A 12,922-nucleotide genomic window follows, 5' to 3' on the forward strand; every position below is an offset into this window, starting at 1 on the left:
CGATGATCGAAGTCGTTGGACTCACCAAGGTTTTCGGGGTCGGTTCGCCGAACCCGACCACTGTTCTCGACGAAGTGGAGTTCACCGTCGACTCCGGCGAGATCTTCGCCGTCGTCGGCCCGTCCGGCGCAGGCAAGAGCACGCTCGCACGCTGCCTCAACCTCTTGGAACGCCCTACGTCGGGCAAGGTCGTCGTCAACGGTGAGGACCTCACCGCCCTCGGCACCTCCGGACTGCGCGACGCCCGGCGCCGGATCGGCACGGTCTTCCAGTCGGCGAGCCTCCTCTCGCGGCGGACCGCGGCCCAGAACGTCGCCCTGCCGCTGGAATACCTGGGCGCGACGAAGGCGTCCACCCGGTCACGGGTCGCCGACCTGCTCGACCTGGTGGGCCTGGCCGACAAGGCCGACCTGTACCCCCACCAGCTCTCGGGCGGGCAGCGTCAACGTGTGGGCATCGCACGTGCACTGGCGCTGAAGCCGTCGGTGCTGCTGTCGGACGAGGCCACCTCCGGACTCGACCCGGCCGCCACCGACACCTTCCTCCGGCTGCTGGCCGAGGTCCGGGACGAGTTGGGCCTCGCGGTCGTCTTCATCACGCACGAGATGGACACCATCGTGCGTGTCGCCGACACCGTCGGTCGACTCGACCACGGTCGGATCGTCGAGCACGGACGTCTCGAAGAGCTCGTGTTGGACCCCGATTCCGTTCTCGGACGGGCTCTCCGGCCCCGGGGCCCCAGCGCGTCCGCGACCGACGACCAGACCGCGGTCAACGTCGTCTACAACTCGACGACCGTGCCGGCCGACTGGCTCACCCGCCTCGGCGGAAGCCTGGGCATCGCGATCTCGGTCCTCGGAGCCAATGTCCAGACCATCGACGGCACCGCCTTCGGCGATCTCACCGTCTCCGTCCCGGCCGGCCATGCGTCGGCATTCGTCGGTGCGGCAAGCGAACTCGGACTCGCCGCGCGCGTCGGGGAAGCACCTGCACCGGATACCGATCCCGTCGGCGGTCTCGAGGACCGGGCCGCCAGCGACGCGCTCGAGAAGAAGAAGGCGGAGGTGGCAGCATGAGCACGATCAACCTGGCGGCCATCACCGTGCCGCTCGGCGAGATCCCCGATCTGCTGTGGCCGGCGTTCATCGACACGGTCCTCATGGTCAGCATCGTGATGGTCGTCGTCCTCGTCGTCGGCGTCCCGCTCGGCGCGCTGGTCCACAACCTCGCCCCCGGCGGGCTTTTCGAGAACCGTGCGCTGCACACGCCGCTGTCGTGGGTCATCAGCATCGGCCGCTCGTTGCCGTTCCTGGTGCTGATGACGGCGATCATCCCGTTCACCCGCCTCGTCACCGGCACCAACATCGGAATCGCCGCGGCGGTCGTCCCGATGTCGATCGCCGGTATCGCCTTCTTCACCCGCATCGTGGAGAACTCGCTGCGGTCGGTGCCGGCGTCGACGATCGACGTCGCCCGCGCCTCTGGCGGATCGAACGCCCAGATCATCTGGAAGGCACAGGTTCCCGAGGCACTGCCGAGCATCGTGGGCGGCCTGACCATCAACACCATCGCGATGATCGAGTACTCGACCATCGCCGGCACGATCGGCGCCGGCGGCCTCGGTTACGTGGCGGTCACCTACGGCTACCAGCGATTCGACCAGGGCGTCATGGTCGCCACGATCATCGTCCTCGTGATCACCGTGGCGCTCATCCAGCTGGCCGGCGACGCGCTCGCGCGCAGCCTCAACCCGGTGACCTCCAAGCGCGTCAACCACTGACCCCGGGCCTCCCGGTCGTCGCACACACTCGCCTTACATCACCTCCACCACACACTTGAAAGGTCCAGCCATGTCTCAAGACACCGGTTCCGCCACCGGCGTGTCGGGCACCTCGTCCGAAACACCGCCTCCTGCAGGCAATTCCGACATCGAGATCTCCAAGCGGCGACGCTGGCCGTTGATCGCCGGCGCCCTGGTCGTCGTCGCCGTGCTCGCCGGTGTGCTGGGCTGGCGCTTCCTCGGCTCGGATGAGGCCTCCCCCAACGAGACCCCGGGCGCGACGTTGACCGTGGTCACCGCCGAGGGCAACGCCGCCGAGCAGGCCCTCGTCGAGTTCATCGCCGAAGAGGTCGCGCCGAAGTACGACATCAAGGTCGCGTTCAAGGGCCTCGCCGACTCGACGACCCTGAATCGCGCGGTCAGCGACGGCGAGGTCGCGGGCACCATCTACCAGCACAAGCTGTGGCTGTCACAGGTCCTCGAGGCCAACCCCGACTTCAAGGAAGTCGCCGCCACGCCCGTCTTCCGTTGGGGTTTCGGCATCTGGTCGGACAAGTACAAGACCCCCCAGGACCTCCCGCAGAACGCGAAGGTCTCGCTCTACTCCGATCCCGCGAACGAGGCCCAGGGCCTCTGGCTGCTGGAGCGCGCCGGCCTGATCACCCTCAAGCCCGGCATCGACAAGTGGAAGGCGACCCAGAAGGACATCGCCACCAACCCGCGCAACCTGCAGTTCGTGCTGCTCGACTTCGCCGCGCAGTCCCGATCGCTGGCCGATCTCGACGCCACCGTCGGCTACACCGAGTACTACCTGGCCGCGAACATCCCGATCGAGAAGCAGATCTACGCTCCCCCGGCACCCGACGAGTTCGCCGGACAGCTGACCATCGGGACCGAGTGGGAGAACACCGACAACATCAAGAACCTCGTCGCCGCGTTCAAAGATCCCGCCGTGCAGGAGTTCCTGGCCACCGATCCGCAGGTGAAGAACATCCTCCTGCCGCTGTAGGTCACGATCTGTGACGCGTTTCCACGCACCACCGCCGGACGCCCGGGTCGCATACCGCGATCCGGGCGCTTCCGCATAGGCTCACCGGCGTGGAGCGCAAACATCACGGTCACCCGCACTCGCTGACCGACATCTCCCACACACTGTCCCCGTTCGCCCGGTGGCTGGTCATCGGGACACTGGCGGTCACCGCGGTGGCCGTGGCCATCGGCATGGTCGTCCTGTGGCCGTCGGATGCCGAGCATCCGGTGCCCACCCAGTTCCGGTCGGCCGACGGCGGGTCGATCCAGACGGTGAACGGCGAGGTCGTCGACCAGTTCCGCGCCAATTGCCTGAACCCGGCGGCGGGCGCGGTCCTCGAGACCGCCGACATCCCCGTCAACCCGGTCGCCGACGGCCCCTGCATCCTCAACGCGGTGCGCTTCGACTCCGGCGAGGTCGAGGGGCGGTACACGGTGCTGGAGATCCCGACCAAGGGCGCACAGTCCGGCGCCGAACCAGGCCCCGCGGGCGCGCCCGTACCGGGATCGCTCGACCAACCCCAGGCCGGTCAGCCCACGCTGCACGTCGGCGACGCGATCCGCCTGTCCACTGTCCCCGGCCCGGAGGGCGACCGGTACACGTTCTTCGACTTCCAGCGCGGCACCGCCACGATCATCTGGGCGATCCTGTTCATCGCGGCCATCGTGCTGGTCGCGGCATGGCGCGGCTTCCGGTCGATCATCGGCCTCGCGTTCGCCTTCATCGTCCTCGGCGTGTTCACCCTGCCGGCCATCCTCGACGGTTCGTCTCCGGTCGCCGTCGCGGTGGTGTCCTCGGCGGTGATCCTGTTTGTCGTCCTCTACCTCGCGCACGGCGTCAGCCTCCGCACGAGTTCGGCCCTTCTGGGCACCCTGACCTCACTGCTGATGGCCGGTCTGCTGAGCTGGCTCGCGATCAAGACGATGAACCTGACCGGCCTGTCCGGCGACCAGACCACCAACCTGCAGGTCTATCAGGGCAACATCTCGGTCAGCGGCCTCCTGCTCGCCGGATTCATCATCGGCACGCTCGGCGTCCTCAACGACGTGACCATCACGCAGGCGTCGGCGGCCTTCGAGTTGGCCGCCGCCGGTGAACCCACCCGGCTCGCGACCTTCAAGGCTGCGATGCGCGTCGGCCGCGACCACATCGCGAGCACCGTCTACACGCTGGTCTTCGCCTACGCCGGCAGCGCCCTGCCGCTGATGCTGCTGTTCTCGGTGGCTCAGCAACCGCTCGGTGGCCTGCTCACCACCGACGTGGTGGCCGTCGAACTGGCCCGATCCTTCGTCGGCGGCATTGCGATCGCCCTGTCGGTTCCGCTGACCACCGCGATCGCCGCAGCCCTCTGCCGCCCCGCCGGCACACCCGCGTCCGCGCCCGCGCACGCGGCGAGCTGAGTCCGACCGCTCAGCAGCGACCCTTGGGCAGCTCGGCCAGATTCTTGCCGAGCCAGTTGCCGAGTCGGGTGAGCATCTTGGTGCCGTCGGTGAACGATCCGCTCCGCGGGATCGCCGCCATCGACACCGCGACCTGACCGTCGACCGTGCTGATGATGCCGAGCTGACGCACCAGGTGGCCGCCGGATTTCGACGTGGCCGGTCCCCAGCCGCCCTTGACGGCGGTCACCGCTCCCTTGTTCCGGCCGACCTCGGCGATCCCCCACTGCTGATTCGGGGCGACATCACTCATCAACCGGATGATGTTCTCGCTACCGGGAAGACACGGCAGGTGCGCACCGAACAACGCCTGATCACGCAGCGCCCACGAGGTGTAACCCGGGAACGACGCCGGGGTGTCGACCTCCGATGAGACGTGCGTCCGGGTGTCGTGCCCCTCGCGGAGCACCGCGGTCACGGCGTCGACAGAGGCATGACCACCGCCGAGCACACCCCACAGCTCACCCGCGGCGTCGTTGTCGGAGAAGGTGATCGCCTTGCTCTCCATCACCGCGACGGCCGGCCCGCGCTTGCGTTGGGCCGCCAGCGAGACCGGCACCTTCATCGTCGACCACGCCCGCCCCGCCTTGAGCGATCCCAGCGAGATGACCTGGTCGCCGCCGATCGGTGCGATCGCAACGCCGAGCTGTCCGGGGAGCGACTTCTTCATCGACTTCTGGAGTGCGGCGTAGCTCTTGGCCAGCTTCTTCTCGACGGGCTCCGGCGGGGTGAACCAGGATGCGAACGGTTCGGGCAGCGGCGGTAGCGCTGGGAGCGGCACCGCGTTGGCGCTCCCGGTTCCGACGACGACGGACATCATCAAGGCTCCGATGACCAACGCGCACCGAGTCACAACTTTCACAATATTCTCCTGAGTCACTTTAGAAACAGAAGACTACTGCGCCCGTTGGACGGGTGACCAGCTCGTATACCCAATCGGGACCTTGTTGCGACCGGGAGCCGTCGTCAGGCGTCGCAGCGGCCGCGCGGCAACCGGGTCATGTTGGCGTCGAGCCAGCCGGCCACCGCATTCAGTGCCGCGATCCCCGCCGTCATCGATCCGCCGACCGAGCTCATCGCCACCGCTGTCCGCTGACCGTCGCGGTAGGTGAACAGGCCGATCTGCCGCACGAGGTATCCGTCCGACATCCCCGGGCCCCAGCCGCCCTTCACGGCGGTGGCCCGAGGCGCCTGCATGACCTCGACACCCCACTGCTGGTTTCCGGCGACCTCCCCCATGAGGGTGACCACCGACCGCGCACCGTCGAGGCATGGGAGGTGTGCGGTGAAGGTCGCGGCGTCGGGCAGCGCCCAGATCGTCTGCCCGAAGACTGTGTATCCCGGTCGGCGTGGCGTCGCTGGGACGACGGTGGTGGTGTCACCACCGTCCCGCAGAACAGCCGTGACCGAGTCGGCTGCCGCCTGGCCGCCGCCCAGCGAGGACCACAGCGCCTCCGCGGAGCCGTTGTCGGAGTTGATGATCGCCGCGGAGGCGGCGGGGATCGGCCCGTTCTGACGTTCGGCGGCGACCGCGAGCGGCACCTTGATCGTCGACCACGCGACCCGAGGAGTGGTGTCCCCCAGGGTCAGCGCGGGGACCGCATCGCCACCTACCGGCGCGACCGCGATGCCGACGGTCAGCCCGGTCGACGACGCGACCTTCCGGAAGCTCGCGGCCAGTGCGCCGTACGGGGCAGAACCCGACGGCGCCCCGGGAGCCCCGACGGAGGTCGACGGTGTCTGCGGCACCGACGGTGTGGAGGTCACGGTCACGGTGACCGGGCTGATCGGAGCCGGATCGGCGGGGGTCGTGCACCCGGCGGCGACGGCCACGACACAACCGAGGGCCATTGCCACGGACTTCATCCGCTGTGGAGTCGTCATCAGTAGATGTGCACCACCGCGTCGTTCCCGCCGCGGCATGCCACGATCGCGCCCTCGGGGACACAGCTCATCGCATACGACTGGCCGGTGACCGGACTCGCCGCGGTCACCACCCGCGGGGACCGGTCCTGTCCCGCGCGGAAGTACGCGTCGCGGACCGCGAAGGCGAACGGACAGCTGGTCACCGACGTCCCCACTCCGACCGTCCCGTCGCACGGCGCGGACCCCGGCGGCGGCGACGCCGGTGCGCGGGGCCCCTGGGGTGCGTTCTCGACGGTCGGCGGGGCGACCGTCTCGGTGACGGTCGGGGTGGTCGGCTCGGCGGCCTGCTCCGAACTGCCGCCACCCGAGTCGGCGAGCAGGATGCCGACGACGACGGCGATGCCCACCAGGACGATCGCGATCAGACCGAGAAGGATCGGTATCGCGGCCGAGCGCCGCTGCCCGGGTTGCGGATAGGGCGGATAACCGGGCGGCGGTCCGTAGGCGGCCGGATACTGCTGGGGCCCTGAATACTGCTGGGGCCCTGAGTAGTACGGCGGAGCCGCGATCTGCTGCGACTCACCGAAGGTCTGCGGACCGGACATCTGCCGGGTTCCGGGGGCGTTCTCGGGACCGGTCGTCTGGCGGATCTGAGTCGGTTCGTGGGCCGAGTCGACGGGTGCGATGACGGTGTGGGGCGCCTTGATGATGCTGGTCGCCGGGTCGGCGGGCGCCTTCTCGAGCGAGACACCGGTCAGTGCTGCACGGGCGGCCGCGGCCAGTTCCCGCGCCGACCGGTAGCGCTCGGACGGGTCGGCGGCGAGGCCCTTGCGGATGACCGCGTCCATCGCCGGAGGGACCTCGGCGTTGACCGAACTGGGTGCGGGCGGAGGCGACAGCACCGCCGCCTTGATCGCGGCACTCACGGTCTTCGCCGGATGGGGCACCTGGCCGGTGAGGCATTCGAACAGCACACAGGTGAGGCCGTAGATGTCGGTCCCGGGTCCCGGCGATGCCGCGTCGAACAGCTCCGGCGCCATGTACGCGATCGAGCCGACAGCGGTACCGGTCTGCGTGAGATGGGTGTCGTCGGCGCCGTAGGCGATTCCGAAGTCGACGAGATAGGCGAAGTCGTTGGCGTCTACGAGGATGTTCTCCGGCTTGATGTCCCGGTGTGTCAGTCCGTCGGCGTGCGCGGCGTCGAGCGCGGCCGCCACCTGCTCGACGACCGAGACCGCACGCGCCGGTTCCAGTCTCGTCTCGCGGGCGAGCAACGCCCGGAGGTCTTCGCCGTTGACCAGACGCATGTCGATGAAGAGCACGCCGTCGATCTCGCCCCAGTCGTGGATGGGGATGACGTGCGGTTCGCCGAGACGCGCGGCGGCATGCGACTCCCGGCGGAACCGCTCCTGGTACATGGCGTCGTCGGCGAGACCAGGGTTGAGCAGCTTCACCGCGACGGTGCGTTCCTTGGTGGTGTCGTAGGCGCGATAGACCTCACCCATGCCGCCTCGGCCGAGCAACGCGTCCAGACGATATGGCCCGAACTGCGTGCCGACCCGGCTTCCTGTCATGACGAGCAGCATAAGCTGCCCGACTGACACTTCTCTGTCGCCTGGTCGATCGCATCTGTCGCCCGGATGATCACGTTCGCAGGCCATCGGAGCCGGTGACTACCCTGAGCACCATGCCCTCGCTGACCAAAGGCCAGAACGGCCCGCTGTCGACCTCCCAGATCGTCGTCACCGTCGACCTCGCGACCGCCGCGGACGTGTCGGCTCTGCTGGTGACCGACCGCGGCGTCGTGCGCAGTGACAACGACTTCGTGTTCTACAACCAGCCCAATGGCCCCGGTGTCTCGCTGCAGCCGTCGCCCAACGGCCCAGCGCGCCTGCACATCTCGACCAACCAGATCCCGGCGGACATCGACTCCGTCCGGGCCGTCATCACGCTCGACGACCCGAGCTCGACCTTCGGCCGGTTCACGCCGCCAGTCGCGCGCGTCACCGATGCCGGGGGCCGCGAACTCTACGACTACACCGTCACCGGCCTCACCTCCGAATCGGTCGTCATCGCCCTCGAGATCTACCGCCGCAATCTGGACTGGAAGGTGCGCGCCGTCGGGCAGGGTTATGCCGGCGGCTTCGCCGACCTCGTCCGCGATCACGGTGTCAGCGTCGACGACGAGCCCACTCCCGCGCCTGTCCAGGCCGCGCCGACCTACGCACCGCCGGTCACTCCCCCGCCGGCCCCGCCCGCTCCGACTCCCCCGCCGGCCCCCACACCGCCGCCGGCTCCGCCCCGGGCACCGGAGATCAGCCTGAGCAAGGATCGTCCGGTCAACCTGACGAAGGGTCAGAAGGTCACGCTCCGCAAGGAGGGCGGGGTCCGCCTCACCAACATCCGCATGGGTCTCGGCTGGGACCCGGTGACCCGCCGGTTCGGACGGTCGAGCGCCATCGACCTCGACGCGTCGGTGTTGATGTTCTCCGGGGGCCGGTGCGTCGAGACGGTCTACTACGGCCATCTCACGAGCGACGACCGGTCGATCATGCACTCCGGCGACAACCTCACCGGCGAGGGCGAGGGCGACGACGAGGTCATCAACGTTGCGCTGCAGTCGGTTCCGCCGCACATCGACGCCCTGATGTTCATCGTGACGTCGTACCGCGGGCAGACCTTTGAAGAGATAGACAACGCCTTCTGCCGGCTCGTCGACAACACGACCTCGGCCGAGCTGGCGCGCTACACCCTCAAGGGCGGCATGCCGTTCACTGCGGTCGCGATGGCCGTCATCAGCCGCGAGGGCGGCGAGTGGAGGCTGCGCGCGATCGGCGACGGCTTCAACGCCAAGACCCCGAAGAAGGCACTGCCCCACGTGGGCAGGTACCTGTAGGACGCACATCGCGTTGCGTTCGTCCCCGGGAGCCGGGAGCGAGCGCAACGCGATTGCCGTACAGGCGGATTCAGATCACGCCGTGCAGTGGCGGGTCCTCTCCGCGGAGAAGCCAGCGACCGATGTGCTGGTACTTCCAACGGACGGGGTCGTGCAGGGTGTGGGTCCGGGCATCGCGCCAGTAGCGGTCGAGCCTGGTTCCGGCTGCGGCGCTGCGGGTTCCGCTCACCTCGAACAGCGCCGACGCCACCGGCGTCGCGACCCGGTCGGCCACGGCCTTGGCCCGCGCCACCGCGATCGACGCCTCGGCGACGAGCTCCCGAGGCGAACCGGCCGAACCGGCCACCGCCTCGTCGACCTTGCGACCGGCCGCGGCGAGCATCGCCTCAGCGGTGGCGACGTCGACCTCGAGTTCGCCGAAACGCTGGACCACCAGCGGATCGTCGACGGCACGGTCGACGCCCGCCTCGAACCACGGACGGGCCTTGGTGCGCACGAACTCGACGGCCTCGGTCAGCGCGCCGCGGGCGATACCGACGTCGATCGCGACGTGCAGCAGCTGTGCGTACGCGCCATAGGCGGTGGGTGCCGACGTCGCCGACGCGCGGGCCACGAGGTCGGCCGCGGTCACCTCGACACCGGAGAACCGGACGGTTCCCGAGCCGGTGGTCCGCTGCCCCACGGCATCCCAGTCGTCGACGATCTCGACGCCCGCCGAGTCCGCCGGGATGAACGCCACATACTCGCCCGGTGCGAGGTCACCGGCAGGCGCATCGAGCTTCGCCAGGACGGCGAGCGTGTGCGCGAACAGCGAGCCCGTGCAGTAGAACTTCTCACCGTCGAGGACGAAACGACCGGTGCCACCGTCGACCGGGGTCAGCCGGGTCGAGATGTCGGCGATGGTCTTGCCGCCGCGCTCCGACTGGGCGTTGGCCACCCGACCACCGGCCAGGACATCGGTGAAGATGCGCTCCTGCAACGCTTCTCCCGCGGAGAGACGCACCAGGTTGAGGTAGACGAAGTGACTGTGCGGGATCTGCGCGATGCTCGGATCGGCGGCGGCAAGGATCGAGACGACCTCGGCCAGCACGCTCGGCGCGACGTCGAGTCCACCGAACCGTGCGGGCACCGTGAGAGCGAGAAGACCCGACTCCGACAGGCGATCGATCTCGGCGTACGGCAACCGGCGGTCGCGGTCGCGCTCTGCGGCGTCGGCCGCGAACGTCGCAGCCAATTCCCTTGCCACGGTGAGGGCTTCGGCGGTCGACCCGACCCGGCCCGCCGAATCGGGTCGGGCCTGACTGACAGCGGTCACAGCACTGCTGCGGGTGTCTGCGATGCCTCGAGTTCGCGCACGAGCGGGAGCACCTTCTCGCCGAAGTACTCGATCTCCTCCTGGAAGTGCAGGAAGCCACCGAGGATGAGGTCGACGCCGAGGCGCTTGTAGGCCACGATGCGCTCGGCGATCTGCTCCGGCGTGCCGATCAGCTGCGTCTTGAAGCCGTCGTTGTACTGGACGAGATCCTCGAACTTCGAGTCCGCCCACATGCCCTTCTTGTCCCCGGTCGAGTTGCCGGCCTGCTGCACGGCATCTCGGAAGCCCTCGACCGCGGGACGATTCGCCTTCTCGACGATCTCGCGCAGGGTGTCGCGGGCTTCCTTCTCGGTGTCGCGGGCGATGATGAAGCCGTTCAGGCCGAACTTCACCGAACGGTTGTGCGCCTGGGCGACGGCACGCAGGTCGTCGATCTGCTCGGTGACGCCGTCGAAGTCCTTGCCGTTGGAGAAGTACCAGTCGGCGAAGCGGCCGCCGTTGCTGCGCGCCGCGGTCGAGTTGCCGCCCTGGAAGAGCTCCGGGTTCGGACGCTCGGGGGTGTTGAGCGGCTTCGGCTTCAGGGTGAAATCGTGGATGCGGTAGAAGTCGCCACGGTAGTCGACGTTGTCCTCGGTCCAGATCTTGCGGATGACCTCGAGGAACTCGCCGCTGCGGCGGTAGCGCTCGTCGTGCTCGAGCCACGGCTCACCGAGGTGGGTGAACTCGTCCTTGAACCAGCCGCTGACCACGTTGATGGCGAAACGGCCCTTGGACAGGTGGTCGGCGGTGGCGCCGAGCTTGGCCAGGACTGCCGGGTGCCACAGGCCGGGATGTACGGCGGCGATGACCTTCAGTCGCTGCGTCGCGAGGAGCAGCGCCAGGCTGAAACTCGTCGACTCGTGCTGGTATTCGGCGCCGTAGCTGGCCTCGTAACGGACCTGCGAGAGTGCGTACTCGAAGCCGTTGTTCTCGGCGGTCTGGGCGAGCTTGATGTTGTAGTCGTAGCCCCAGTCGGTGCGCTGCTCGATGGTGCTGGTGACCAGGCCGCCGCTGACGTTGGGCACCCAGTAGGCGAACTTGATCTCGTCCGCGATGGAGTCGGTGGACACGGTGTTACCTCCGGAGGTGGGTTCTCAGGTGGAGAGTGGATCGGTCAGGACGGTGCGATCACGACGAGGCGGCCTGGAGCCGGGGCAGGAACGCGGTGCGAACCTCTTCACTCGGACGCGCATCGGCCGCGTCGAGCAGGCCGCGGCGGGCGAGCGCCGGTCGGACGCCCTCACCGAAGTGGTAGGCCTCCTCGAGGTGCGGGTAGCCGGACAGGATGAAGTGGTCGAGACCGAGGGCGGCGTACTCACCGATGAGCTCCGCGACCTCGTCGTAGGAACCGACGAGTGCGGTGCCCGCACCGCCGCGCACCAGACCGACGCCGGACCAGACGCCCGGGTGGATCTCCAGCGAACGCGGGTCGGGCGAAACTTCGAAAGCTGCACCGCGGCCGTGCAATTCGGACATCCGGCGCTGGCCCTCGGATTCCGACTGGGCGAGGTTCCGCTGCGCGGCGGCGACCTGTTCCGGATCGAGGTTGTTGAGGAGTCGTTCGGCCTCGGCCCACGCCTGCTCGGAGGTTTCGCGGGCGATCACGTGAAACCGGATGCCGTGATCGAGGGTCCGGCCTTGGGCTGCGGCGAGTCCGTTGATCCAGGCGATCTTCTGGGCGACGGCCTCCGGACGCTCACCCCAGGTGAGGTAGGTGTCGGCGTACTTGGCGGCCACGTCACCCGCGGCCGGCGACGATCCACCGAAGAAGACCGGCGGGGTCGGGGTGGGGCGACGGCCGAGGAGGGCGTTCTCCACGCGCAGGTGCTTGCCGACGAAGTCGACGGGCTCGTCCTGGGTCCACAGCCGGCGGATGATCTCCAGGTATTCGCCGCAGCGCTCGTAGCGGGCGTTCTTCGCCAGAAAGTCACCGAAGGCGCGCTGTTCGCTCGACTCGCCGCCGGTGACGACGTTGATCAGCAGGCGACCCTCGGAATGCCACTGGAAGGTCGCCGACATCTGCGCTGCGAGGAGCGGCGAGATGAGGCCGGGGCGGAAGGCGATCAGGAACTTGAGGCTCTCGGTCGAGTCGATGAGCGCCGCGGTGGTCAGCCACGCGTCCTCACACCAGAGTCCGGCCGGGGTCAGGACGGCTTCGAAGCCGTTTACCTCGGCCGCCCCCGCGAGCTGCTTGAGGTAACGAAGGTCGGCCGGCCGGTCCCCGTTCATCTGGCTGCCGTGCCCGCCCGCGATCAGATTGCGGGAGTCACCATAGGTGGGCAGGAACCAGTGGAAATGCAGAGACACCGCGAGGGCACCTTTCGTCGTAGAGCGTCAGGGGTGGAGCGGCAGGCGTGACCGGCAGCTCGGGCCGAATGACCCGCGCTGCGACACACATGTCGATCCCAAGTGTCGGACACCGGTGAGACGCGAGGCCACAATTGAAATCTGTGTGACGCCAAGTGGACAACGGTCCATGACGTCCGGTAGAGACGGTGTTTGCGCAGGTCAGCGGCGCAATGAGGCCGATCTGCCACCATGCGGACCGCACTTCGCG

11 protein-coding genes are annotated in these 12,922 nt (G+C 68.5%); 5 read left to right on the forward strand and 6 right to left on the reverse strand.

The window, feature by feature from the left end; translation table 11 throughout:
* Window positions 1-2 precede the first annotated feature (2 nt).
* The 4 genes from LQD00_RS20750 to LQD00_RS20765 all read left to right on the forward strand — a co-directional run bounded on the left by LQD00_RS20750 (window position 3) and on the right by LQD00_RS20765 (window position 4,210).
* Entirely contained in the window at window positions 3-1,076 is a 1,074-nt protein-coding gene (locus LQD00_RS20750; protein ID WP_232719211.1) for a methionine ABC transporter ATP-binding protein, read from the forward strand.
* Window positions 1,073-1,780 (forward strand): methionine ABC transporter permease, encoded by a 708-nt coding sequence (locus LQD00_RS20755; RefSeq protein WP_232719212.1) that lies wholly within the window; start codon window positions 1,073-1,075, stop codon window positions 1,778-1,780. Before LQD00_RS20750 ends, LQD00_RS20755 begins: the two co-directional genes overlap by 4 nt.
* 70 nt (window positions 1,781-1,850) lie before the next feature.
* Complete coding sequence (locus tag LQD00_RS20760; RefSeq protein ID WP_006867468.1) at window positions 1,851-2,789, forward strand: MetQ/NlpA family ABC transporter substrate-binding protein; 939 nt, start codon at window positions 1,851-1,853, stop codon at window positions 2,787-2,789.
* 89 nt (window positions 2,790-2,878) lie between these two features.
* On the forward strand, window positions 2,879-4,210 hold the full coding sequence (locus LQD00_RS20765) for a YibE/F family protein (RefSeq protein WP_232719213.1): 1,332 nt from the start codon (window positions 2,879-2,881) through the stop codon (window positions 4,208-4,210).
* A gap of 10 nt (window positions 4,211-4,220) precedes the next feature.
* On the opposite strand, the gene LQD00_RS20770 is transcribed toward LQD00_RS20765, so the two are convergent.
* From LQD00_RS20770 to LQD00_RS20780, 3 genes are all read right to left on the reverse strand, one after another.
* A complete protein-coding gene (locus tag LQD00_RS20770) occupies window positions 4,221-5,066 on the reverse strand; it encodes a hypothetical protein (protein WP_232719264.1) in 846 nt (281 codons plus the stop codon).
* Window positions 5,067-5,215: 149 nt separating this feature from the next.
* A complete protein-coding gene (locus LQD00_RS20775) occupies window positions 5,216-6,133 on the reverse strand; it encodes a serine hydrolase (protein ID WP_232719214.1) in 918 nt (305 codons plus the stop codon).
* Entirely contained in the window at window positions 6,133-7,701 is a 1,569-nt protein-coding gene (locus LQD00_RS20780; protein WP_406567079.1) for a serine/threonine-protein kinase, read from the reverse strand. Before LQD00_RS20780 ends, LQD00_RS20775 begins: the two co-directional genes overlap by 1 nt.
* A 101-nt stretch (window positions 7,702-7,802) precedes the next feature.
* On the opposite strand from LQD00_RS20780, the gene LQD00_RS20785 reads away from it, so the two are divergent.
* Window positions 7,803-9,011, forward strand: a complete 1,209-nt coding sequence (locus LQD00_RS20785; RefSeq protein ID WP_232719216.1) for a TerD family protein — start codon at window positions 7,803-7,805, stop codon at window positions 9,009-9,011.
* Window positions 9,012-9,081: 70 nt separating this feature from the next.
* Here the strand turns inward: LQD00_RS20785 and LQD00_RS20790 are convergent, their stop codons facing one another.
* Genes LQD00_RS20790 through LQD00_RS20800 form a run of 3 tightly spaced genes read right to left on the reverse strand, consistent with a single transcriptional unit; the run spans window position 9,082 to window position 12,672 of the window.
* Window positions 9,082-10,326: an SfnB family sulfur acquisition oxidoreductase gene (locus LQD00_RS20790; RefSeq protein WP_232719217.1), complete on the reverse strand. Its 1,245-nt coding sequence runs from the start codon at window positions 10,324-10,326 to the stop codon at window positions 9,082-9,084.
* Window positions 10,323-11,435 carry a dimethylsulfone monooxygenase SfnG gene (gene sfnG / locus LQD00_RS20795; RefSeq protein ID WP_232719218.1) on the reverse strand — a complete coding sequence of 371 codons (1,113 nt, stop codon included), beginning with the start codon at window positions 11,433-11,435 and terminating at the stop codon, window positions 10,323-10,325. The genes LQD00_RS20790 and sfnG overlap by 4 nt, the downstream gene beginning before the upstream one ends.
* A gap of 58 nt (window positions 11,436-11,493) precedes the next feature.
* Window positions 11,494-12,672, reverse strand: a complete 1,179-nt coding sequence (locus LQD00_RS20800; RefSeq protein ID WP_006867460.1) for an LLM class flavin-dependent oxidoreductase — start codon at window positions 12,670-12,672, stop codon at window positions 11,494-11,496.
* Window positions 12,673-12,922: the final 250 nt, after the last annotated feature.

The organism is Gordonia metallireducens (assembly GCF_021245825.1).
GTDB classification, from domain to species: domain Bacteria; phylum Actinomycetota; class Actinomycetes; order Mycobacteriales; family Mycobacteriaceae; genus Gordonia; species Gordonia namibiensis.

Coding starts and splice junctions, on each gene's coding strand:
- LQD00_RS20750 (WP_232719211.1), top strand. CDS start 3: ATGATCGAAGTCGTTGGACTCACCAAGGTTTTCGGGGTCGGTTCGCCG.
- LQD00_RS20755 (WP_232719212.1), top strand. CDS start 1,073: ATGAGCACGATCAACCTGGCGGCCATCACCGTGCCGCTCGGCGAGATC.
- LQD00_RS20760 (WP_006867468.1), top strand. CDS start 1,851: ATGTCTCAAGACACCGGTTCCGCCACCGGCGTGTCGGGCACCTCGTCC.
- LQD00_RS20770 (WP_232719264.1), bottom strand. CDS start 5,066: ATGTCCGTCGTCGTCGGAACCGGGAGCGCCAACGCGGTGCCGCTCCCA.
- LQD00_RS20775 (WP_232719214.1), bottom strand. CDS start 6,133: ATGACGACTCCACAGCGGATGAAGTCCGTGGCAATGGCCCTCGGTTGT.
- LQD00_RS20780 (WP_406567079.1), bottom strand. CDS start 7,701: ATGCTGCTCGTCATGACAGGAAGCCGGGTCGGCACGCAGTTCGGGCCA.
- LQD00_RS20785 (WP_232719216.1), top strand. CDS start 7,803: ATGCCCTCGCTGACCAAAGGCCAGAACGGCCCGCTGTCGACCTCCCAG.